This window comes from Methylocaldum sp., assembly GCF_035627495.1.
Lineage (GTDB): Bacteria > Pseudomonadota > Gammaproteobacteria > Methylococcales > Methylococcaceae > Methylocaldum.
The window spans coordinates 1-21,165 of record NZ_DASPLO010000210.1 but is presented as its reverse complement, the minus strand read 5'-3'; the positions used below and the strand labels follow the sequence as shown (position 1 = coordinate 21,165).

Genomic DNA, 21,165 nt, shown 5'->3' with positions numbered 1-21,165 from the left:
ACCGCTATTTACGAGGAGACGAATGGACCTCATAAGCATCAACCCAACTACCGGCGAGACCCAGAAGCGTTATGCCTCATGGACCGATATCGAACTCGAACAGGCACAGCAGCTGACCGCGGACGCTTCGACTGCCTGGCAATCGACCCGGATCGACGAGCGCCGCGAACTTCTGGAGAACGTTGCCGGCGCGCTGCGCAGCCGTTTGGACTTTTATGCCTCAAAAATCACCCAGGAAATGGGAAAGCCGATTCGAGAAGCGCGCGCGGAAATCGAAAAATGCACTTTGGCCTGCGAGTTTTTCGCTCAAAACGCCGAGCGCTTTTTGCGGGACGAACCGGTCGAAACCGATGCGAGCCGCAGTTATGTGACCTTTCAGCCCATCGGAACCGTTATGGGAGTCATGCCTTGGAATTTTCCTTTTTGGCAGGTGTTCCGATTCGCCGTACCGGTGCTGATGGCGGGTAACTGCGCCTTGTTCAAGCATGCCTCGAACGTACCCCAGTGTGCTGAAACGATCGAGGAGGTTTTCCTGCAATCGGGAGTTCCGTCCGGGGTGTTTCAATGGCTCCGAATATCCCATGCCCAAAGCGAAAGACTCATCGAAGATGCGCGTGTTCACGCGGTCAGCTTGACGGGGGGTGAACAGGCGGGGCGGCGGATCGCGGCGCTGGCCGGAAAAAGCCTCAAGAAAACGGTTCTGGAACTTGGGGGTTCCGACCCCTTCGTTGTCCTGGCCGATGCCGATCTAGAGCAGGCCGCGACCGTAGCGGTAACCGCGCGATTTCGAAACTGCGGCCAAAGCTGCATCGCCGCCAAGCGGTTCATACTGATCGACTCCATTGCGGACGAATTCCTGACGCTGTTCAAGCGGAAAGTCGAGACGCTCGCAATCGGCGATCCTTCCCGGGAAGAGACCGAGATCGGCCCGATGGCGAAGAGCGATCTCCGGGACAAAATCCATCGCATGGTTACTGAATCCGTTCGGCAGGGGGCGGTCCCTCTCACAGGTTGCCACTCGATGGAAAGAGCCGGCTTTTTTTACCAGCCGTCGATCCTGGACCGAGTACAATCCGGCATGCCGGCTTACGAGGAGGAATTATTCGGACCGATTGCCGTCATCGTCCACGCACGAGGCGAACAGGAGGCGCTGCAGAAGGCCAACCAGCATCGCTACGGCCTCGGCGCTTCGGTTTGGACGCGCGATCTGCCTAAAGGCGAAGACTTTGCCCGGCGATTGCAATGCGGCGCCGCTTTCGTCAACGGCATGGTAAAAAGCGATCCGCGGATGCCTTTCGGCGGCGTGAAGAATTCGGGATACGGTCGAGAACTGGGCATTTACGGGCTGCGGGAGTTCACGAATATCAAGAGTGTCTGGATTGCCTGATTCCGGTGGAAATGCCGGATCCATCGGCCGGAAGCCGAGTGGCACGCGCAGCGCCCGAAGGGTACGGCACAGGGCAATGCCGTTCGGTTAAGCCGTCATGCCGGCGGGGAATGCCGGAATGACAGGCCTTAGGACTTGGCCGCCAATAACATCCCGTTCTACTTGAAAACGATGGTAGGGTGGGTTAGGCGCGCACTGCCACGAACCATTCCGCAGCCGCGGGACTCTATGCGCGCCGTAACCCACCGGTTCCGCGGCTTTGCCCGGTGGGTTACGGCGCGCGGAAACACCACAAGAAATTTGCTGGTTCCGTGCGATGCGCGCCTAACCCACCCTACACCGGACACACGAATCGGAACGTTGTTTTCGGCCATATCCTTAACTTAACGGCATTGCGGCACAGGGAGGTGCCGCATGAATCGCTGCCGCGCTTCGACTGGGTTCAGGACAGGCTTATTCCGGCCCACATACTCACGCAGAATCGCCTTTAATCCCTTCTCCTTCTGGGAGAGGGTGAGGGTGCTTTGTTTCTTTGCCTTCTTCATCGCTCGACGCGCTAGTTCCGTCGCGTCCGTATGCCGAAAAAAAGCCCTCCTGCATCGTCTGCCAAAGCTTCAGGTTTTGCCGGGTCAGTTCCGTGAACACCGACAAGGGGGCATTTTTGATCAGGCTTGCCATCTGCGCCTGCACAAGCTTTTGCTGCTTCAGAAAAACGTCCATGCTTTCCTTGAGATAGGCCGTCATAAAGCCCTGCATGGCATTACCGTAGGTTCGGATGATTTGTTCCAGAATTTCGGTGGTGAAGATCGGCTGGCCTTTTTCTTCCTCTTCCAGGATCAATTGCAAAAGGATGGCCCGGGTGATGTCCTCGTCGGTCTTGGCATCCACCACCCGGACCTTAATAGCGTCTTTCACAAGCCCCCGGATGTCCTCAAACGTGACGTATTTACTGATAGCCGTATCATAAAGACGCCGATTGGGATATTTCTTGATAATGCGTTCGTTATTTTCGTTGCTCATAGATCAGGTTTGAGTGCGGCTTATCCCATATGTTGACCACCATTGATCGAAATATCCGCTCCAGTGATAAATCCAGCCTCATCGGCCGCTAAAAAGGCTATCAGTCGCGCAACTTCCGATGGCCGGCCGAAACGTCCGACCGGAATCTCAGCCAGGATTTTGGCGCGGTGATCTTCCGGAACGTTCATGATCATCGGCGATTCGATATAACCCGGCGATACCGTATTTACGGTAATCCCTTTTCTGGCGACTTCACGCGCGACGGACATCGTGAAACCGTGGACCCCGGCCTTGCTGGCCGCGTAATTGGCTTGGCCGAATTGGCCCTTTTGGCCGTTCACCGAGGAAACGTTGATAATGCGGCCGAAGCCACGGTCCAGCATTCCCTCGATGATACAACGCGTGGTATTGAATACGCCGTCGAGATTGGTGCGGAGCACCGCTTGCCACTGCTCGGGCGCCATTTTGCGCAAGGTCGCATCGCTCGTGATGCCGGCGGCGTTGACAAGAACATCCACTTGGCCGACCTTGTTCGCGATATCGCCAAATACGGCAGCAACGTGCCCGAAATCCGTGACATCGCATTCCATGGCCTGCATCTCATAGCCTTCGCTCCTACGTGCCGCCTCCCATGCGTCCGTAATACAGTCTAGCGCCCGTGGACGGCAAAGGGCAACGACGCGGTAAGGCATCGCCGCCAGACCTCTACAGATTTCAGTGCCGATAGTTCCGGTTCCTCCGGTTACGACGGCCACTCGCCCGTTCATCAGAAAACCCTCCGTGTCTGTGTGGTGGTATACAGCGAGTGCCGGAAACGCTGACGCTTATTCCGGCCTACACGCTACTTATATAGCCAGTTCGTCTGATTTAAGACCGTTGACTGTAGTAGGCCGGGATAAGCCTGTCCTGAGCCCCGTCGAAGGGGCGATAGCCGTTCCCGGCAAATGGCGCTCCAGCATCCGCCTAGCGCTCTACGGCGATGGCGATACCCTGGCCCCCGCCGATACAAAGCGTGGCGACGCCTTTATGTACGTTGCGCCGACGCATTTCGTGCAATAGCGTAACCAAAACCCGAGCGCCGGAGGCACCGATCGGGTGCCCGAGCGCGATGGCGCCGCCGTTTACGTTGACCTTGTCCGTACTCCACCCCAACTCGCGATTGACCGCGATAGCTTGGGCGGCAAAAGCCTCGTTCGCCTCGATCAAATCCAAATCACCGATAGTCCATCCGGCCCGGTTAAGACAGCGATGGGTCGCAGCGATGGGGCCGGTTCCCATGATGGCCGGCTCGACGCCCGCGCTGCCGAAAGCCGCGATACGGGCCAAAGGTTTCAAACCGTATTTCTCGGCCATACGAGCGGACATCACCAGCACCGCTGCCGCGCCGTCGTTGATACCCGAGGAATTGCCGGGAGTCACTGTGCCGTTCGATCGAAACGCGGGTTTCAGTTTCGCCAGGGATTCCGCCGTGGTACCCGCTCTCGGATACTCGTCCGTATCGAACACGATGGCCGGCCCCTTGGGCTGCGGAATTTCGATAGGCACGATCTCGTCCCGGAACTTCCCGGCTTTCTGAGCGGCTTCCGTTTTTTGCTGCGAGGCTGCCGCGAACGTGTCCTGTTCCTCGCGGGAGATTCCGTACTGATCGACGATATTCTCCGCGGTGCAGCCCATATGGCAGTCGTGGAAAGCATCCCATAGCCCGTCGACGATCATGCTGTCGACGAGCGGCCAGTCGCCCATGCGATTGCCGTTACGGGAGTTCGGCAATACATGCGGGGCCAGGCTCATATTTTCCTGCCCGCCCGCGATAACGATCTCCGCATCTCCGCACCGGATCGCCTGAGCCGCCAGTTGCACCGCCTTGAGGCCGCTTCCGCAGACCTTATTGACCGTGGTGGCCGGCACCTCGACCGGAAGATTGGCTTTGATTGCCGCTTGGCGGGCCGGATTTTGCCCCGTGCCGCCAGTCAATACCTGCCCGATGATGACTTCGTCGATCTGCCGAGATTCCAAGCCTGTCTTCGCGAGCAGATCCAGAATGACTTTGGCCCCCAAGTGAGCGGCCGGAATATTGGCCAGCGCGCCGCCGAATTTGCCTATCGCCGTGCGTACGGCGCCTACGATTACGACCTCTTGCATCGATTGACCTCTTGTTGATACTGAATCTACATAAATACGACAAGGCCGGCGCCCCAAGATGTCGGCAACCGGCCTGTCGTCTTACGACCAATGAAAAATCCGTTTAAGCCACGTCGTGATTCACCCTTTCTGTGGCTCCTTCTGGGGCTCCCGATGAGGCTGCTGTGCTCCAGCTTTCGCCGCTCCGGCGGCCCGTGCCGTGCTTTCGGCCGCTGCTCTGGCGGTGGTGTCGGCCGCCCGTGCCGCCCTCTCGGCGGTTTCTCTCGCCGTCTGATTGGCCCATTCGTTCATCGCGTCCTGGGTTTCCCTGGCGACCGTCAGATAATCCCCGGCGTGATCCACAATTTTTCGACCGAATTCAGATACAAATTTTTTCTCTTCGTCCTTCCATTTTTCGGGATCTCTGGCTTCGCAGCTCAATTCAGCCTGGCGCGTACCCAGCTCCAAATAGTCCTGCGCCATGGCCAGATTGCATTTGGCGACTCTCTCGGCCGCCTGTAGCGCAATCTCGTTCCAGCGCATCAGCGGATCGATCGCCGCACGGTTCATTTCGAACCATTGCTCGTACATTTGCCGATTACCGGCCATCCTTTCGGCAGCTTGAAGGGCAATTTCGTTCCAACGCATAAACGGATCCATTGCCGCACGGTTCATTTCAAACCATTGATCGCAGATTTGACGTGTGTTCATCACAACCTCCTTCCGATGAAAAATCTTCAAGGCTCTAAAGACATCCAACCAATTTTGTCTTGGTGCAATGCACCATACCGAAGCACTTTGACTCGAGCAATAAGCCCAACTACCTAGATTCAACAACCCCAATAACGTGTATTAAATAATGAGCGGAGACTCAGGAACCATAGCTGGGGAGAAATAACCCGAACCGTACGGAGACAATGACTTTCGATCATTTTATTATCGCCAAACGGCTGCCTTAACACTCTTTCTCCGTATCGAAAACGGCACATCTCGATAACGGCTTTGCCGAGGTGAAACACGCGGTTTACTTCAAGTTGACAATGTTGCGCCGCATCATCTGTCTGGTTATAGTACAGATAAAGCATCGTTTTGTAACAAGCCCGATCCGGGAGACTCGAATGACCGACAAATCATCCTCCGCCGTCAATGCGTGGGCCCAACTCTGGCTCGACACGCAGCGCAAGTACTGGGAATCATGGTCTGATCTTTCCCGCAAGATGCGCGGAGAAGCTAGAGAGGCCGCCGAGGCGCCAGCTCAAGAAAACCCGGAAGCTCCCGCCAATCCGCGCGACTGGTCCGAATCCTGGATCGCTGCGCAACAGAAGAACTGGGATAGCTGGTTCGACCTTTCCCGGCAAACGCTCGAATCGAAAACGGAAGCCGCGGACGAAAAAGCGCCCGTCGAACCGTCGTCACACCTGCTCGATCTTTGGACCAGATTCTGGATGCCGCTGATTCCGGGACAGTCCCGAGAGGCGGTCAGTAAATTATTGGACGTGAACAAAGCCTATTTCCGGATGGGCGAGGGATTGTGGAGGATTCTTTCCGCGAGCCACGGGGCCGCTCAAGGCGCAGAGAGCCAATGGGACGCACTCAGCCGCGGCATCAGGCAAATGCACGAGCAGTTCGGCGAGCAGCTTCGATCCGGTAAGGACCCTTGGTCCGGATTCGCCACCTTCTGGGGCATGCCGCTGGACAACTGGCGGCGCGTCTGCTCGGCGTTCTCCATTATGCCGGGCGACATGGAGAAGGCCGTGCGGGGATTCGGCTCGCCCTACGGCCCGGAAACCCTACACCAGGGCATGGTTGGCGTATTGTCGATGCCGACTCTGGGCTATACCCGCGAATGGCAGGAAGAGCTGCAACGCTGGGGACTGCTCTGGCTCGATCATTCCCAAGCCCTTCAGGAGTACGTTCTGTCTCTTTCCGGGGTGACGGCGAAGGCCATCGATTTGTTCGGCAACGAGCTTTACGAAAGAGCCCAAAAGGGAGAGCCACTCGAAAGCCTGCGCGCCTTCTACAACTTATGGATCGACTGCAGCGAACAGGCCTATACGGACATATCAACTTCAGATGAATTCACGAGGGCCCAATCCCAGCTGACAAATACGGTTTTTGCCGTAAAGCGCCAGGAGCAGAAGATGGTCGAGGAAGTTCTCAGCGCGTTCAACATGCCCACCCGCCGTGAGCTCGATACCAGCCATCGCCGGCTCCACCAGTTGCAGCGGCGTGTTTGGCAGCTGGAGCAGACGCTGGAAGAGTCGAGCGCACTGGAGCTTCGGGCAGAAGTCTTCGCCTTGCGCCGCGATTTGGAAGCCCTGCGCGGCCAAGTGGCAGTCGAAAAGCCTGAAGCCACCGTCCAGCCGCGAAAAACGAAGCTTAAAACGCCCGGTTAACTTATTCAGGAGACGGCGATCGTATGCTACGCCCGGATCAGATTGCTCAAGAACTTTTCGAGTTTAACCGCCGAGTCGCCAATGGCATGGTGACGCTCAGCAAAATCGGCGGGGTCGAGGTGGAAGCGAGTCCGAAGGACCCTGTTTACCACGAAGACAAACTCGTTCTTTACCGTTATCGCCCACAACGAGAAAAAACCTCCACGGTCCCGCTGTTGATCGTCTATGCATTAGTGAACCGTCCTTATATGACGGATCTTCAGGCGGACCGGTCCATCGTCCGCGGATTGCTCGACCAAGGGGTCGACGTCTACCTGGTCGACTGGGGTTACCCCGATGGAGCCGACCGGTTCCTCGATCTCGAAGATTACGTCAACCGCTATATTCGCCGGTGCGTCGAGTTCGTCTGCAAACAGCACGACCTGCCGAGCATCAACGTGCTCGGGATCTGCCAAGGCGGCACCCTGAGCCTTTGCTATTCGGCCCTGCACCCCGAACGGGTGCGCAATTTGATCACCATGGTCACCCCGGTCGACTTTCACACCCCGGACAACACCCTCAGCCTGTGGTATCGCGATCTCGATGTGGATCTCATGGTCGATACCTTGGGCAATATTCCCGGCGAGCTGCTCAACTGGAGCTTCCTGTCCTTAAAGCCGTTCCGTCTGACAGGTCAGAAATACATCGACATGGCCGACATCCTGGAGGACGAGGACAAGCTCAAGAACTTTCTTCGAATGGAAAAATGGATTTTCGACAGTCCCGATCAACCGGGAGAACTGTTTCGGCAGTTCACCAAACAGTTTTATCAGGAAAACCGCCTGGTTAAAGGAACCGTGGAAATCGGCGGGCGGACTGTCGACCTCAAGAACATCAAAATGCCGGTGCTGAATGTCTATGCCACCGAAGACCATCTCGTGCCGCCGTCGGCTTCCATTCCCCTGGAGAAGTACGTCGGAACGAACGATTACTCCACGATCGTTTTCAGGGGCGGCCACATCGGCATCTATGTCAGCAGCCGCTCGCAGAAGGATATACCGCCTGCGATCGCCGAGTGGCTCAAGGCGCGTTCTCAGTGATAAATCGTAGGATGCGGTGACAAAGGAACGGTTGCGATTGGAAGGGGCCGACTGAAGGCCCGTTTGCCATTGGAAGGGCGGCTCTGGCGCTCCCAGAGACGCCGTTTGCCATTGGAAGGGGCTGACTAAAGCAACTGTTTGCGATTGGAACCGCATCGTTCGCGATTGATGCCTGTCCTGAGCCGAGTCGAAGGGCGGTTCGAGTACTCACCGCATCCTACCGATGTCCATGCCGGAAACGGCTACGCCCCTTCGACGGAGCTCAGGATAGGCTTATCCCGGCCTACCCGGGCTTTGCAAAACACCCCACACCTCAAATCCAATACTTCGCGAATAAGATCAAGTGCGCCAGAAATCGTTGCCATAGCGGCCGGTTAGGGTAAGCCGCGCGCAATATTTCCTGCGAGTGATTCAGATCCCTTAGAAACTCCGACACCAAAGCCATTTTTGTGTCCGTCTGGCTTACCACGTAATCGACTTCCAGATCGTGCCGCAGGCTCCGTGAATTCATGTTGCTCGAGCCTACCGTCATCCAATCGTCAATGATGATGGTTTTGGCATGCAGCACGCCGGGCTGGTACTCGTAAATTTTCACGCCGTGGTCTAGCAAGCTCCCGTAGAACGTTGCCGAAGTCCATGGCATGAAAAACACGTCCGATACCAACGGCAGAATGATACGGACATCGACTCCTTGTTTCGCGGCTCGGTTGAGCGCATGCAGGAGACGTTCGTCCGGGACGAAATACCCGTTGGTGATCCAGATTCGCCGTTTGCTTCGGCCGATTCGTCGCAGGAGATCCCTCACGAGGGCACGGCGGTGGCGCCGTGTGTCGTTCAGCCGGAACGACGATCGCGGCGGCGACGCCCTGCGTCTCATGGGGCGCCACCGCCAGGGATTCCAAGCCCGCTGAAACGCCCGCTCGATACGCTGGGTATCGACGTTTTCGATGCGAACCGCCGTGTCCCGCCATTCTTCTCCGCCATGTGCGACAGGCAGATGTAGCGCGCAAATATTGAAACTGCCGATCCAGGCAATTCTCCGGTCGATCGAGCACACCTTCCGGTGATTGCGGTTGTTGAGCCGGGTCAATAATCGCGTAAACCGCGGCGGCATTGCTCGGCCTCCGGCCATGTGCCTCCAATGCCGGAAAAACCACGGAATCGGATGAAATATCCTGAAAGGAAATCCGGCCTCTTCGAGCGCCGCAAGCAGACTGCCTCCGGCAAGCGGCAGCCCAACGCCGTCCAGCAGCAATCGCACCCTGACACCCCGCCGGTGAGCATGCCCCAAGGCTGCGATGAAGGCGCGTCCAACCGTGTCCAATTCAAAAATATAGGTCTCGAGTTCGACCTGCCGGGTGGCTGAATTGATATCCCGTAAGAGATCGATAAAGAACTCGTCCCCGCGAACGTAAAGCCGCTCCTTCACCGGCAATGCCGTCGTTTCGGGCCGGGAAACTAGCTGAGATGTCGCTTTTCGTTCGGCAACCGAAGAAAACGCGCGGGAATCGATCCTAATCTCTTTCACTCGGCGCAAGCTTGCTTATGACGATTTCTCGATAGACGTTTGCAGAAAGGCCTTGAACTCAGACAGAGAGTGGATGGGCGCCAGGCACGTCATGCCCGAGCACACATAGGCGACCTCCCCTGCCTCCGTCTTGCGCTCGGCCAAAACTCCGGGCAAGGTTTGTTCATCTGCGGGTATGGCGAATGACAAGCGATGAGCGCCCGTAGCCGGCGAACCATGAATTGCATCGATCCAGGCCCGAAGAGCTTCCGGCTTGCCCCGCAATACCACGAATTCCGGCGGGTAGAGCCATTCCAACATGGCATTCAGCAAGGCGCCATGGGCATGCGGATATTGGCGTACGGACGGAACGGCGGCCTTCAACGTCCGTTCCGCGGCCTCGGTGTAGCGGTACTCGCCCACCAAATGCCCCAGCCGCAGCAAGACCAGCGCCGCGATACCGTTACCCGAAGGCATCGACTCGTCCATAAGTGTCTTCGGCCGTTGAATCAGCGCTTCGTGATCGTCGGACGTGAAGAAGAATCCTCCTTGCTCATGGTCTTCGAACCGGGCAAGAAGCTGGTCCGCCAACTTCAAAAGCCAATCGAGGCGGTCCGTTCGCCATTGGCATTGCAAGAGCTCCAAACCGGCATCGAGCAGAAACGCGTAATCGTCCAAATAGGCATTGAGATGGGCTTTGCCGTCCTTGTAGGTGGCCAGCAGCCGATTTTCCCCGACACAAACCTCGCGGCGCAGAAACTCAAAGGCCCGGTCTGCTGCTTCGATAAAATCGTTCCGCTCCAGCAGCCGGCCTGCGACAGCCAATCCCTTGATCATTAGCCCATTCCAGGCCGTCAGCACCTTGTCGTCGCGCCCCGGCCTTATGCGCTTTTCCCTCGCTTTAAGCAGCGTAGCGCGGGCGGATGCCAGCCGCCGCTCGGCTTCTGCGGGATCGATGCCCAAACGCGTGGCAACCTCTTGCAGCGGTGCGTCTACGTGCAGATGCCAATGTCCCTCGAAATTGGGTGTCCGATTCAAGCCGTAATGGAGCTCCACCACGGCATATTCCTCGGTCGAGAGAAGATCTTTTACTTCGCTCCTGTCCCAAACGTAATATTTGCCCTCCTCGCCCTCGGAATCCGCATCCAGACTCGAATAGAAACCGCCTTCCGGCGACTGCATTTCGCGCAAGGCCCATTCCGCCGTCTCCTCGGCGATCTTCCGGAACAACGGATTTCGGGTAACCCGCCAAGCTTCGGCGTACAACGACAGAAAAACGCCATTGTCGTAAAGCATTTTCTCGAAATGGGGGATTTCCCAAGCGGCATCCACCGAGTAGCGGCAAAAGCCTCCGCCGATTTGATCGTAAATCCCGCCCTCCGCCATCTTGGTGAGGGTCGTCGTCACCATCCGAAGGCCGGATGCATGCTCATCAGGGCTTTGGCTCCATAAACGCAGCAGAAATTCGAGATTGGACGTTTGCGGGAACTTCGGCGCATCGCCGAATCCGCCGTTGACGCTGTCGAAGTCAGCCTCCAACTCGCGCCTCGCCTTAGTCAGGATACTTACATCCGGAGCTTCCCGGCCGCCCTGTTGTCTAATCGATTGTAGGATGTCGGCAAAAGACTTGTTGTGATCCTCCAGATCTTGCTTCTGTTGGCGATAGTATCCGGCAACTTGCCGCAGCAACGAGCTGAATGCCGGTAACTGGTGACGGGCGGTATTCGGGAAGTAGGTGCCGCCAAAGAACGGCAATTGATTGTGTGGATGGAGAAACATGGTCAGCGGCCAACCGCCGGGACGGCGGGCAAGAATTTGATGAGCCAGTTGATAGATTTTGTCCAAATCCGGTCGTTCTTCGCGATCCACCTTGATGTTGACGAACAGCTCGTTCATCACTGCTGCGGTTGCCTCGTCCTCGAACGATTCGTGGGCCATGACGTGGCACCAGTGACAGGCCGAGTATCCGATGGACAGCAAGATCGGTTTGTCTTCCCTTCGGGCTTTTTCGAGCGCATCGTCGCCCCAGGGGTACCAGTCAACCGGATTGTCGGCATGCTGCAGCAAATAGGGACTGGTTTCGGAGATCAGACGGTTTTTATGAATGGAGTTCATCAAACTGCACCTTCTCTGGGGCCGGGGTTCGGCGGGTTGGATCTTTTCAATCAATGACGTTCATCGCCGGTTCGGTTTCCGGGCCTACGGATGCCTGTCACCTTGGCATATTGTTATTTTGACACTTTATCGACGGAAGAATTATTGTGGCTACCACACTATTTCCCTCCTACGGAAAACCGCCCTTATTCGTTTCCCATCCGGCGAAACGGTCGCCGCGCGCTGCCCCGTTATCCACGCCGTTCGACTTCGTCGGCAACCTGCGGACCGCCGAGGGCGCGACCATCCGCTACGGTGTCGCCCGGCCCGCCGACGCAGTCAAACGGGGCTCCGTTTTACTGCTCCAAGGTCGCGCCGAGTGTCTGGAGAAATATCGGGAAGTCGTTGAAGGCCTTACCGCGAGAGGTCTTTACGTTTATTCCTTCGACTGGCACGGTCAAGGTCTATCCGAACGCTTTTTAAAAGGCCGAAAAAAAGTCGACGTCAAATCCTTCGACGATTATCTGGAAGACATCGCTTTATTTATCCGAGAAGTGTGGTGTTTTCCGGAAGCGCACCGATACATCATTGCCCATTCCACCGGCGGCCATGTCGCTTTGCGCTTTATGGCGGAGCGGCGCTTGAAGGTCGATGGGGCTCTGCTTTGTGCGCCCATGATCGATCTTAAAACCCAGGGATGGCCGCGCTGGTTCGCGCCCATAATGGTAGGCGCCGTTGCCGGTATGGGACTCGCGGAGTGCCAGATACCCGGGGAACGGCATCATCTGCCGTCGGTGCGTCAATTCGAAGGCAATTGTCTGACCGGCGATCCCAAGCGATTCCGGATTCTGCCGGAGCTCGTCAAGACCAATCCGGAGCTGGAACGCCGCGGCGCCACATATCGCTGGGTGCGGTCGGCGTTCGTTTCGATCGCAAAGCTGAATGCGCCGGGAATCGCCGAGTCTATTGCCGCGCCGGTGACGATTCTGATCGGAGACGATGACCGGATCGTCGATGCCGAAGCGGCGCAGTGCTTCGCCGGAAGACTGCCGAACGGCCGGTTGCTGCTACTCGAAGGGGCGCGTCACGAAATAATGATGGAAAGGGACGCTATTTTGAGCCGGTTCTGGGAAGCTGTAGACGACATGATGACGGCGGGCCGGGCGGAACTGAAAACCGCAGCCGGACTATGACGGCCCGCCTCCGAGATCAAAGCGGGGCATGATCGTGAATGATCTCCCCGCAAGCGGGCAATAATTCCAGCTACTGGACCAGCGCCAGAAGAACGCCGGCCGCCACCGCCGAACCGATTACCCCGGCCACGTTCGGCCCCATGGCGTGCATGAGCAGGAAGTTGTAAGGGTTGCTCTCTTGCCCGACCTTGTTGGCTACGCGAGCGGACATCGGCACCGCGGAAACCCCGGCCGCGCCGATCAGCGGATTGACCTTGTTCTCGCTGAACCTGTTCATCACCTTCGCCATGAGCACACCGGACGCCGTGCCGAAGCTGAAGGCAATGGCCCCTAGCGCCAAAATACCCAGTGTCTCCGGCCGCAAAAACTGGGCAGCGCTGAGTTTGGACCCGACCGACAAGCCTAGAAAGATCGTTACGACATTGATCAGCTCGTTCTGCGCCGTCTTGCTCAAGCGCTCGACGACCCCGCATTCGCGCATCAGATTGCCCAGGCAGAACATGCCGATCAAAGGAGCCGCCGACGGCAACAACATCGCGGTGAGCATCAACAAGATCACCGGGAAAATGATCTTTTCCTTGCGGCTGACGATGCGAAGCTGCGCCATCTCGATCAACCGTTCCTCCGGCGTCGTCAACGCGCGCATGATCGGCGGCTGAATCAGCGGCACCAAAGCCATGTAGGAATAAGCCGCCACCGCGATGGCGCCCAACAATTCCGGTGCAAGCTTCGAGGCGACGTAAATCGCCGTAGGCCCGTCCGCCCCGCCGATGATGGCGATGGCTGCGGCGTCCTTGAACGTGAAATTGAGACCCGGAACCAGGTTCAGCGCCAGTGCTCCGAACAGAGTGCCGAAGATGCCGAATTGCGCGGCGGCTCCCAGAAGCAAGGTCTTGGGGTTCGCCAGCATGGGACCGAAGTCGGTCATTGCCCCTACGCCCATAAAGATGAGCAGAGGGAAAATACCCGTTTTAATCCCGTAGTAAAGATAAGACAGTAGCCCCCCTTCCTCGGCGATGCCGGCCACCGGAATATTGCTCAACACCGCTCCGAAGCCGATGGGAAGCAAGAGCAAAGGTTCGAAGCCTTTGCGAATGGCCAAAAAAAGCAAGAGAAAGCCGACGCCCATCATGAGCACCTGACCAATCTGGAAATTGGACAGGCCGGTGCTCTGCCACAACTCGATAAAACCGCCCATCGGCTACCTCACCCCAGTGTCAGCAACACGTCGTTGGCCGCGACGGTGTCTCCGACCTTGACGGCAATGCTGGCTACCGTGCCCCCGAAGCGAGCCCGAACCTCGGTTTCCATCTTCATGGCTTCCATCACCACCACGACCTCGCTCTCCCCCACGGCCTGCCCTTCCTTGACGTTGATCCGCAGAATATGTCCGGCCATGGGCGATTTTACGGTCTCGCCCCCACTCGACGAAAACGTCGGCTGCGGCGCCGCGTTCGAAGCGGGTAGCACCGAGGTGATGGCACCGCCCGGAGCGACCTCGACGTGATAAGCCCTGCCGTTGACCGTAACCGTGTAAGCTTTGGCGCCGTCGGCGGACGTCGTGGCCTGAGTAACTTCCGCTTTTGGAACCTCGTCCGCTCCCGGTGCCGGCTCGAAGGCCGAAGGATTGCCGCGATTTTGAAGGAAGCGCCAGCCGATCTGGGGAAAGAGCGCATAAGTCAGCACGTCTTCCACTTCGTTTTTCGCCAGCTTGACCTTGGCTTCGGCGGCCATTTTCTTGAGTTCCGCCGTCAGCTTGTCCATTTCGGGCTCCAGAAGATCCGCCGGTCGGCAGGTGATCGGCTCGGAACCTTCGAGCACCCGCTGTTGCAACTCCTTGTTGACCGGAGCGGCGGTCGCCCCGTATTCGCCTCTGAGGATGCCGGCGGTTTCCTTGGCGATCGTCTTGTAGCGTTCGCCCGATAATACGTTGATGACGGCCTGGGTGCCGACGATCTGCGAGGTGGGCGTGACCAGGGGAATAAAGCCCAAATCCTCCCGGACCCGCGGAATCTCGCCCAACACTTCGTCGAACCGGTCTAAAGCTCCCTGCTCTTTCAACTGGCTTTCCATGTTGGTCAACATGCCACCGGGGACTTGCGCCACGAGGATACGGCTGTCGACGCCTTTCAGGCTGCCTTCGAATTTGGCGTACTTCTTCCTGACTTCACGGAAATAGGCGGCGATCTCTTCCAGAAGAAAGAGGTCCAGGCCGGTGTCCCGCTTATGTCCTTGGTAGGCCGCCACGACGGCTTCGGTGGGGCTGTGGCCGTAGGTCATGCTCATGGACGAGATCGCGGTGTCCACGTTGTCGACGCCGGCTTCGACGGCCTTGAGAATGGTCGCGGTACTGAGCCCGGTCGTCGCATGGCATTGCATGTGAATCGGGACCTTGACGGCTTTCTTCAGGCGCTTGATCAGTTCCTCGGCCACATAGGGTTTCAAGAGGCCCGCCATGTCCTTGATGCAGATGGAATGCGCCCCCATGTCCTCCAGCCGCTTCGCCAAATCGACCCACATGGGGATGGTATGCACCGGGCTCACGGTATAGGAAATCGTGCCTTGGGCATGCTTGCCAACATTGATCGTCGCTTTGATGGCTCTTTCGAAATTGCGCAGATCGTTCAACGCATCGAAGATGCGGAACACGTCAACGCCATTCTCCGCCGAGCGCTCGACGAACCGATCCACCACGTCGTCGGCATAATGGCGATAGCCGAGGAGATTCTGCCCGCGCAGCAGCATTTGCAGACGGGTGCGAGGCAGCGCCTTTTTAAGCGCGCGCAGGCGCTCCCACGGGTCTTCGCCCAAATAGCGGATGCAGGCGTCGAAGGTCGCTCCACCCCAGCTTTCGAGCGACCAGAAACCGACCTGATCCAGCTTGTCGCAAATCGGCAGCATATCCTCGAGCCGCAAACGAGTAGCCAACAAGGACTGATGCGCGTCGCGCAAGACGACATCGGTTATGCCTAAGGGGTTAGCCATGGAACAAACTCCTAAATTCTTCTTTGTAGTGTGTTTTATTGATTCTGGTACCGATGAATGGCCGCCGTTATGGCGGCTACGATCTCGGTTTGATCCGACTCGACGCCCGGAGTCTGGGCGGAAGTGCCTGGAGCGTGTTCCGGTTCAGGTGTGTAGTGGTTAAGCAGCTTCGATGTAACGCCGATTACCCAAACCAGCAATGCTAAGAAGAGATACACGATCGTCATGCCGATCAGCATCAGTTTGATACCGGAAAGCAGCAATTCGGCTATTGAATATTCCATGTCTGGCAAAAGCTGTGAACAAACAGACGAATGATAATGTGCAAACCGGCGAAAGTCGAACGGGATTGTCACGCGATTGCAGCAAATCCTTAGCTCCGGAGCCATTGGCTGCACCGGAATATTCGGCCTTGCGAGAGAGGTGAATTCGGGTTTGGCCAAGCTGCTGTATCAGCAGGGACGGCCATGGAAAAGCCGGCATCTGGCGCGAGAAACATTAGAGCGTCTATCGTCTTTGTATAGCGGGGTAGATTTCCGAAAGTCCCACGAAGATGCTGCTGACCGCTGTTCTAGGCTCTCTGTTCGCCGGGAACGGCTAGCGCCTTATCCTGGCCTACAAATATAGGTCGGCAATCCTTTGCCGACCAATGTGTCGGGAAGGGTCGCGATCGGTGCGGTTCGTGCCTCACCGCACCCTACGTGGGCTGACGGATCCGTCACCGGCCCGTCAGTAGGCTGAGGTGGCGCCGCCAAGCCTAAAGGCATAGCGATGCCAAGCAGGCAAATGGCGAGAGCGGACAGCACACTGCGGCGAAGGAACACCTCGGGTCAGCCTCATGTCCAATGTCGTATTGGCCGCAGGATATCACAGGCTTTTCAATGCCAAGCGACGGAAAAACTTCCCGATCGGAGCGATACCTTGGAACATTCCTCTGCTTGTCAACCCTGATGATCGGCTTGATGTACGTGAACGAATTTTGAATACGCGATGATTGTCCAAAAAAGTTGATGTCATTCGAAGGAGCGAACGATGAAGCGAGTACTAACCCTGATTTTTCTGTCGAGCGCCGTCCTCTGGGTACCGGCAAACGCTCAAGCAGGCGAAGAGTTCTACGGCGTCATCGAAAAACGTCCGGAAGGCAAGGCCGGCACCTGGATGATAGGCGGTCGCGAGGTCGCGGTGACCGAAAAGACCAAATTGGAGGAGGATGACGGTCCTCTGGCGGTTGGGGCCTGCGTGGAGGTCGAATACGAGGGAAATGCGGTCGAGGAGATTGAAAGCGAAGAGCCGAGCAAGTGCAAGAAATAGCCTAGTCCGAATATTTCATCGGCAAGAGATCGGCGCAGCCTTGGAACCCGCCTAAAATCAGGAGGGGCGGAACGACAGGGCAATTGGCGGGAGACGCGAAAGCGCTCCCCGGCGGCATTTCCGGCGAGCGCTTTCGCTGGGGGGAACTATTGGGAGGCTTCTACGATCTGCTTGAGATTCTGCAAACCGGTCTTGAAAAAGGCCTGCATCGCGTTGACAGCGGCCTCGTCGTTCAGGTCGTCGGGCGGGAAGTTGCCGGTATCTCCTCGGTAGAGCCGGCTTTTCCATTCCGCCTTGGTACCCTGCCCCGCCGGCGTCAGCTTCAGCACAGCCGAATAAGAACTTGCCGGCAGCGCCTTGACGTTAGGTTGGCCGAGCCTGTAGTCGTACTCATAGGTTTTTTCGTCGTAGAAGTCGAGTTCTTCCACCAATTGCTCGCCGTTCGGAAAGATCAGCGTGCGTTTATCGCCGGGCTTGTTGCCGCCTTGGGCTTCGCTTTTCGCGATTGCCGGATTCCATTGAGCAACGGCGCCGAAATCCTTGATCTTCTCCTAGACTTTTTCGATGGGCCGGTCGATTTCCACCGTTTCGATCACTTTCTGGGGTGTGGGGCCGTGGGCCGACACGCCGGCGGAAAAGGCCAAACCGAGCGTCAACAAGGCAGGAACGATCATTTTCATGGAATACACAACTCCTCGGGGTTGATAAAAAAATAGTGGAGCGGGCCTTTCGACATAGCTCAAGACTGGCTTTAACCTGCGATATGCGCCGGACGTTTGAAATCGCGGCCTAAGTTCCGCTCCCACACATGGGCGCAATCCATCAGCGAAGCCTGAACGGCAAAACGCCATAAAGCACGATCAGCGCTACCAACGCGAAACCGCCGGGCAGCCAGCGAATGTCTGCGGCAACAGCCTCGAAGCGCGCCAGCTCCGACTTTTTCATGGCTGCGCTCAATTCCTCGGTTTTCTCCAGACGCCAGTAGAAAAGCCCGGTTTCGTCAGCCAATTGGCGAAGATAGTCTTCCCTCAATGCGGAAAGATGCTCGGTCCCGATCACCCGTTCGCTGCCGAACGGCGCGTTGCGCTCGTGATAGCCTTCGATCTCGGATGGCGACTTGGGCGGCAGTCCGAACGAGGATCGGTGAGGCACCTCGTCCTCCGAATAAAAACCGATGGCTTCGCCGCGCTCGTCGAATTTCGGGATAGGCACCGGAGTCAGCCCGCCCGCGCCGATAATCAATCCTTTGAGCTTGCCCTTGAAAGCGCCGAATTCGCGCTTGTAGCGGCGATTGATAGGCGGCGCTTCCTGGCCGTCGGTAACGAAGATCAGGTTCGAACCGTGGTTTTGGAATTGACTCAAGGCATCGTAGAGTCCGTCGGCGATACGGCTGTCGGCGCCCCAGGCCATGCGCCAATCGATGCGTTCGATGGCCGTGTCGACGGCGTCGAACCCGCTGCATACTTCGATGGGCTCGAACAACAGGAAGGATCTTCGTTCGGTGAAGAGCCCCAGCCCCAGCCGCGAACCGCAGGGCAATTCCCGCAAGGCCGAACGCAAGGCGGATTTGACCGACTCCAAACGGCTCGTCGGCCGGCCTTCGACTCGGTAATCGGCGACGCTCATGCTTCGGGTGATGTCGACGACGACGATGTGATCGAACACCGCCTGCGATAGCTCGAGCGTGGGACGAAACAGCGCTGCCGCCACGCTCAGCAGGGCTAGCGCGAGGCAGATGAAGCGCGGGTCGCGTGCACGGATCGACGGCTTCAAGGCAAGCCCCGCGGAAAACCCGGCACGGTGGTCCACAGCGCCCCTTCTTCTTCCTCCTCTTTGTCCACCTCGCCGTCGCGGCGAATCCTGTCCATTTCCGGCAGAAGACGCATGGCGACTTCCAGGTTGTACTTGCTGTCCCAGTGGCTTGGGTCCAGGCGCAGCGCTTTCTTGTAGGCGTCCTTGGCGAGTTCCACCAGCGGCAGCGCCCGGTTGATCTCGTTTTTTTCTACATGCGTCAATGCGCGCCGCAGATGCAGATTGCCGAGATCGAACAAGGCCGTTACGCGCAATCGGGTATCGCCCTGCTCGACCAGATAGCCGTAGGCATCCAGCGCTTCTTCATGGCGATCCTTGGCGGCGAGATAAACCGCCCGCGCCAGCCTGACTTCCAGCGGCGCACGGGTCAATTCTTCCGGGGAGATATCCGTGCCGCTCAGCAACGTCCGAACCTGCTCGTCAGCAAGCTCGAGTTGCTGAAGTTCCCGCCACTGAAAATCGCCTGCGATGAGCGAGACGGCGAGGAGCGACAACGCAAGTTTAAGGCTCAGGCTTTTTTCCATGATTCCGCTTCCGAGAGTTTCACGCCGATCAACAGCAGGAGCGCAAGACATGCCGCGCCGTAGCAAAACGGCGTCAGATCCAGGCGCGGAATGCGAGCCTTATAATGGATAGGCAAGCTTTCGATTCGATCGATATCGGCGATGGCCTGGCGCAGCGCAACGGGATTTTCCGCCTCGTAAGCCTTGTACGGGATGTCGAGGCTATTGAAGAACAAATGCAGATAACGCTCGGGCCGAACGCTCGCATTATCGTCGCGGGGATCTTCCGGGATCTCGAAAATGCCGGGGCTTCCGAGGGTGCGGAGAAAAATCCAGTACAGGCGGATTTGATGCTCCTTGAACAGCTTGCGCAGTTTCCGCTCGCTGTCCGGATCGACGACCGCCGCGCCGTCGGAGACCAGAAGCACGATGCGCGACCCGGTGAGCGCCTGGCCGGTGAAGTACGACAGCGCCAGCAGCAAGCCTTTGCCGATGTGGGTTTGCGCCAGGGCCGGCAGCCGCAGAGCATGCACTGCCGCCAGCACCGCCTCGCGGTTGTCGGTCAAGGGCAGCACGAACAAGGGGCCGGTGCTATAGGCTGCCACGCCGGTCCGGTCGTTCTTCCGTTCGCGGATGAACTCGCTAAGCAAGCGCTCCGCGGCGACCGATTTGGCTTCTTCGGCTCCCGATGGCGCGCGCCCCGCGAAACTGTGGTCCATGCTCTGGCTGCGGTCGAGGAGCAACACGATATGAGCGCCCTTCCCGACCCGCTCGACCGTATATTCATTCCGATGCAGACCGGCGAGTCCCAACACCAGACCGGCTATGGCCACGACGCCCATCAGCTTGATCAGCCAGGTCCAGATTCGCGATTGGGCATCGGCGGGCAGCAAGGCATTCCACGGCGCGTCGAAGCCGGTCACCGGCGAGCGGGCCAGGGGCAGCATTGCCAAGCCCAGGAACGGCAGCATCCAGGCATAATCGATTCCGAGATTCATCGAATGTTCCGCTCGATGTCGTAACAGTCCCGGCAAAGACGGAAGAGCCTGGATATGGGAAATCCCGTTTCCTTGGGCTGCTCGCTGAAAAAGAATTCGTAGGAACTCGCGAAAAAGGCCTCGGTTTCCTCGCGCAAAGGCTTGTATGCCGGATGGTCGTTGAAGAATGCCTCGAGATGCTCCGAAAACAGCGGTTGTCCGAATACGCCATTGAAGGCGTGGTGGATGGCGGCATAGGCCGAGGAATAGTCCGGCTCGCCCGGCGCCCGGCTCAATGTCCGGACGGTGCGGCAGGCCGCTCTGAAATGGCGGCCTCTCTGCTGCCAAGGAAGATAGCCGTAGAGATAAGCCAGGTACAACCCGGCGCCTCCGCCCAGAGCGGTCGCCGAAACCAGCCTCCAAAGCGGACCGGTTCGCCCCGGAAGTTCAGGCGACGCATCGGGGCGCATCGGTTCCAGTCCTTCCCCCCGAAGAATCGAAAGCTCGCGGATCGGCGCCATGGTGAAGCGCCAGGCCGGCACCTCCAGTTCGAACACGCCATCAGCCTGGGTGAAGGCGAGCTTGAAGGCCGGTATCGCCAGATTCTTTACTTCCAAAGGCGCGTAAAAACTTTGATAGGCTAGGGCGTGTCCTCAATTGAGCCAGATAACGGCTGCAGTGAGAAAAATGGCGGCCAGAAAGTTGCAATCGGTTTTGTCATAGCGGGTAGCGATGGCGCGGAATTGCTTGAGTTTGCAGAAAAAATTCTCGATCAGGTGG

General features: G+C 57.8%; 21 protein-coding genes. 5 read left to right on the top strand and 16 right to left on the bottom strand.

What is annotated here, in order from left to right; genetic code table 11:
- The first annotated feature begins 22 nt into the window (after window positions 1-22).
- On the top strand, window positions 23-1,387 hold the full coding sequence (locus tag VEB01_RS20430) for an NAD-dependent succinate-semialdehyde dehydrogenase (RefSeq protein WP_324878722.1): 1,365 nt from the start codon (window positions 23-25) through the stop codon (window positions 1,385-1,387).
- 471 nt (window positions 1,388-1,858) lie between these two features.
- Here VEB01_RS20430 and phaR read toward each other — a convergent pair whose 3' ends face one another.
- From phaR to VEB01_RS20410, 4 genes are all read right to left on the bottom strand, one after another.
- Window positions 1,859-2,407, bottom strand: a complete 549-nt coding sequence (gene phaR, locus VEB01_RS20425) for a polyhydroxyalkanoate synthesis repressor PhaR (RefSeq protein ID WP_324878721.1) — start codon at window positions 2,405-2,407, stop codon at window positions 1,859-1,861.
- Between the two features lie 20 nt (window positions 2,408-2,427).
- Window positions 2,428-3,174: an acetoacetyl-CoA reductase gene (gene phbB, locus VEB01_RS20420; RefSeq protein WP_324878719.1), complete on the bottom strand. Its 747-nt coding sequence runs from the start codon at window positions 3,172-3,174 to the stop codon at window positions 2,428-2,430.
- A 196-nt stretch (window positions 3,175-3,370) separates the two neighbouring features.
- Window positions 3,371-4,549 carry an acetyl-CoA C-acetyltransferase gene (locus VEB01_RS20415; RefSeq protein WP_324878717.1) on the bottom strand — a complete coding sequence of 393 codons (1,179 nt, stop codon included), beginning with the start codon at window positions 4,547-4,549 and terminating at the stop codon, window positions 3,371-3,373.
- Between the two features lie 120 nt (window positions 4,550-4,669).
- Window positions 4,670-5,239, bottom strand: coding sequence for a phasin family protein (locus VEB01_RS20410; protein ID WP_324878715.1), 570 nt, complete (start codon window positions 5,237-5,239; stop codon window positions 4,670-4,672).
- 407 nt (window positions 5,240-5,646) lie between these two features.
- Between VEB01_RS20410 and phaE the strand changes: the two genes are divergently transcribed.
- Both phaE and VEB01_RS20400 read left to right on the top strand, forming a co-directional pair.
- The gene (phaE, locus tag VEB01_RS20405) at window positions 5,647-6,924 is read left to right on the top strand and encodes a class III poly(R)-hydroxyalkanoic acid synthase subunit PhaE (protein ID WP_324878713.1); all 1,278 of its coding nucleotides are present in this window, start codon (window positions 5,647-5,649) and stop codon (window positions 6,922-6,924) included.
- Between the two features lie 23 nt (window positions 6,925-6,947).
- Window positions 6,948-8,003, top strand: coding sequence for a class III poly(R)-hydroxyalkanoic acid synthase subunit PhaC (locus VEB01_RS20400; protein WP_324878711.1), 1,056 nt, complete (start codon window positions 6,948-6,950; stop codon window positions 8,001-8,003).
- A gap of 313 nt (window positions 8,004-8,316) precedes the next feature.
- On the opposite strand, the gene VEB01_RS20395 is transcribed toward VEB01_RS20400, so the two are convergent.
- The gene (locus tag VEB01_RS20395) at window positions 8,317-9,531 is read right to left on the bottom strand and encodes a phospholipase D-like domain-containing protein (protein WP_324878709.1); all 1,215 of its coding nucleotides are present in this window, start codon (window positions 9,529-9,531) and stop codon (window positions 8,317-8,319) included.
- A gap of 15 nt (window positions 9,532-9,546) precedes the next feature.
- On the bottom strand, window positions 9,547-11,625 hold the full coding sequence (locus VEB01_RS20390; RefSeq protein WP_324878707.1) for a thioredoxin domain-containing protein: 2,079 nt from the start codon (window positions 11,623-11,625) through the stop codon (window positions 9,547-9,549).
- A gap of 146 nt (window positions 11,626-11,771) precedes the next feature.
- Here VEB01_RS20390 and VEB01_RS20385 point away from each other — a divergent pair, with 146 nt between their 5' ends.
- Window positions 11,772-12,797, top strand: coding sequence for an alpha/beta hydrolase (locus VEB01_RS20385; RefSeq protein WP_324878705.1), 1,026 nt, complete (start codon window positions 11,772-11,774; stop codon window positions 12,795-12,797).
- 70 nt (window positions 12,798-12,867) lie between these two features.
- Here VEB01_RS20385 and VEB01_RS20380 read toward each other — a convergent pair whose 3' ends face one another.
- The 3 genes from VEB01_RS20380 to VEB01_RS20370 are packed head-to-tail and all read right to left on the bottom strand — an operon-like array spanning window position 12,868 to window position 16,066.
- A complete protein-coding gene (locus VEB01_RS20380) occupies window positions 12,868-13,995 on the bottom strand; it encodes a sodium ion-translocating decarboxylase subunit beta (RefSeq protein ID WP_324878703.1) in 1,128 nt (375 codons plus the stop codon).
- An 8-nt stretch (window positions 13,996-14,003) separates the two neighbouring features.
- A complete protein-coding gene (gene oadA, locus VEB01_RS20375; protein WP_324878701.1) occupies window positions 14,004-15,782 on the bottom strand; it encodes a sodium-extruding oxaloacetate decarboxylase subunit alpha in 1,779 nt (592 codons plus the stop codon).
- A 35-nt stretch (window positions 15,783-15,817) separates the two neighbouring features.
- Complete coding sequence (locus VEB01_RS20370) at window positions 15,818-16,066, bottom strand: OadG family protein (RefSeq protein WP_324878699.1); 249 nt, start codon at window positions 16,064-16,066, stop codon at window positions 15,818-15,820.
- Between the two features lie 748 nt (window positions 16,067-16,814).
- Between VEB01_RS20370 and VEB01_RS20365 the strand changes: the two genes are divergently transcribed.
- Window positions 16,815-17,093 (top strand): DUF5666 domain-containing protein, encoded by a 279-nt coding sequence (locus VEB01_RS20365; RefSeq protein WP_324878697.1) that lies wholly within the window; start codon window positions 16,815-16,817, stop codon window positions 17,091-17,093.
- Window positions 17,094-17,239: 146 nt separating this feature from the next.
- Here VEB01_RS20365 and VEB01_RS20360 read toward each other — a convergent pair whose 3' ends face one another.
- From VEB01_RS20360 to VEB01_RS20330, 7 genes are all read right to left on the bottom strand, one after another.
- Window positions 17,240-17,638 carry an SRPBCC family protein gene (locus VEB01_RS20360; protein WP_324878927.1) on the bottom strand — a complete coding sequence of 133 codons (399 nt, stop codon included), beginning with the start codon at window positions 17,636-17,638 and terminating at the stop codon, window positions 17,240-17,242.
- Window positions 17,639-17,644: 6 nt separating this feature from the next.
- On the bottom strand, window positions 17,645-17,773 hold the full coding sequence (locus VEB01_RS20355) for a hypothetical protein (protein WP_324878694.1): 129 nt from the start codon (window positions 17,771-17,773) through the stop codon (window positions 17,645-17,647).
- Window positions 17,774-17,915: 142 nt separating this feature from the next.
- A complete protein-coding gene (locus VEB01_RS20350) occupies window positions 17,916-18,902 on the bottom strand; it encodes a vWA domain-containing protein (RefSeq protein ID WP_324878692.1) in 987 nt (328 codons plus the stop codon).
- Window positions 18,863-19,429, bottom strand: coding sequence for an MxaK protein (locus VEB01_RS20345; RefSeq protein ID WP_324878690.1), 567 nt, complete (start codon window positions 19,427-19,429; stop codon window positions 18,863-18,865). The genes VEB01_RS20350 and VEB01_RS20345 overlap by 40 nt, the downstream gene beginning before the upstream one ends.
- A complete protein-coding gene (locus VEB01_RS20340; protein ID WP_324878688.1) occupies window positions 19,414-20,406 on the bottom strand; it encodes a vWA domain-containing protein in 993 nt (330 codons plus the stop codon). The genes VEB01_RS20345 and VEB01_RS20340 overlap by 16 nt, the downstream gene beginning before the upstream one ends.
- Entirely contained in the window at window positions 20,403-21,002 is a 600-nt protein-coding gene (locus VEB01_RS20335) for a hypothetical protein (protein WP_324878686.1), read from the bottom strand. The genes VEB01_RS20340 and VEB01_RS20335 overlap by 4 nt, the downstream gene beginning before the upstream one ends.
- 36 nt (window positions 21,003-21,038) lie before the next feature.
- Window positions 21,039-21,165 (bottom strand): transposase (locus VEB01_RS20330; protein ID WP_414675399.1); only part of this gene is annotated, 127 nt, incomplete at its 5' end.

What these genes read in the sequence shown, in the direction of transcription:
- VEB01_RS20430 (WP_324878722.1), top strand. Translation starts at nt 23, where the DNA reads ATGGACCTCATAAGCATCAACCCAACTACCGGCGAGACCCAGAAGCGT.
- phaR (WP_324878721.1), bottom strand. Translation starts at nt 2,407, where the DNA reads ATGAGCAACGAAAATAACGAACGCATTATCAAGAAATATCCCAATCGG.
- phbB (WP_324878719.1), bottom strand. Translation starts at nt 3,174, where the DNA reads ATGAACGGGCGAGTGGCCGTCGTAACCGGAGGAACCGGAACTATCGGC.
- VEB01_RS20415 (WP_324878717.1), bottom strand. Translation starts at nt 4,549, where the DNA reads ATGCAAGAGGTCGTAATCGTAGGCGCCGTACGCACGGCGATAGGCAAA.
- VEB01_RS20410 (WP_324878715.1), bottom strand. Translation starts at nt 5,239, where the DNA reads ATGAACACACGTCAAATCTGCGATCAATGGTTTGAAATGAACCGTGCG.
- phaE (WP_324878713.1), top strand. Translation starts at nt 5,647, where the DNA reads ATGACCGACAAATCATCCTCCGCCGTCAATGCGTGGGCCCAACTCTGG.
- VEB01_RS20400 (WP_324878711.1), top strand. Translation starts at nt 6,948, where the DNA reads ATGCTACGCCCGGATCAGATTGCTCAAGAACTTTTCGAGTTTAACCGC.
- VEB01_RS20390 (WP_324878707.1), bottom strand. Translation starts at nt 11,625, where the DNA reads ATGAACTCCATTCATAAAAACCGTCTGATCTCCGAAACCAGTCCCTAT.
- VEB01_RS20380 (WP_324878703.1), bottom strand. Translation starts at nt 13,995, where the DNA reads ATGGGCGGTTTTATCGAGTTGTGGCAGAGCACCGGCCTGTCCAATTTC.
- oadA (WP_324878701.1), bottom strand. Translation starts at nt 15,782, where the DNA reads ATGGCTAACCCCTTAGGCATAACCGATGTCGTCTTGCGCGACGCGCAT.
- VEB01_RS20370 (WP_324878699.1), bottom strand. Translation starts at nt 16,066, where the DNA reads ATGGAATATTCAATAGCCGAATTGCTGCTTTCCGGTATCAAACTGATG.
- VEB01_RS20365 (WP_324878697.1), top strand. Translation starts at nt 16,815, where the DNA reads ATGAAGCGAGTACTAACCCTGATTTTTCTGTCGAGCGCCGTCCTCTGG.
- VEB01_RS20355 (WP_324878694.1), bottom strand. Translation starts at nt 17,773, where the DNA reads ATGAAAATGATCGTTCCTGCCTTGTTGACGCTCGGTTTGGCCTTTTCC.
- VEB01_RS20345 (WP_324878690.1), bottom strand. Translation starts at nt 19,429, where the DNA reads ATGGAAAAAAGCCTGAGCCTTAAACTTGCGTTGTCGCTCCTCGCCGTC.
- VEB01_RS20340 (WP_324878688.1), bottom strand. Translation starts at nt 20,406, where the DNA reads ATGAATCTCGGAATCGATTATGCCTGGATGCTGCCGTTCCTGGGCTTG.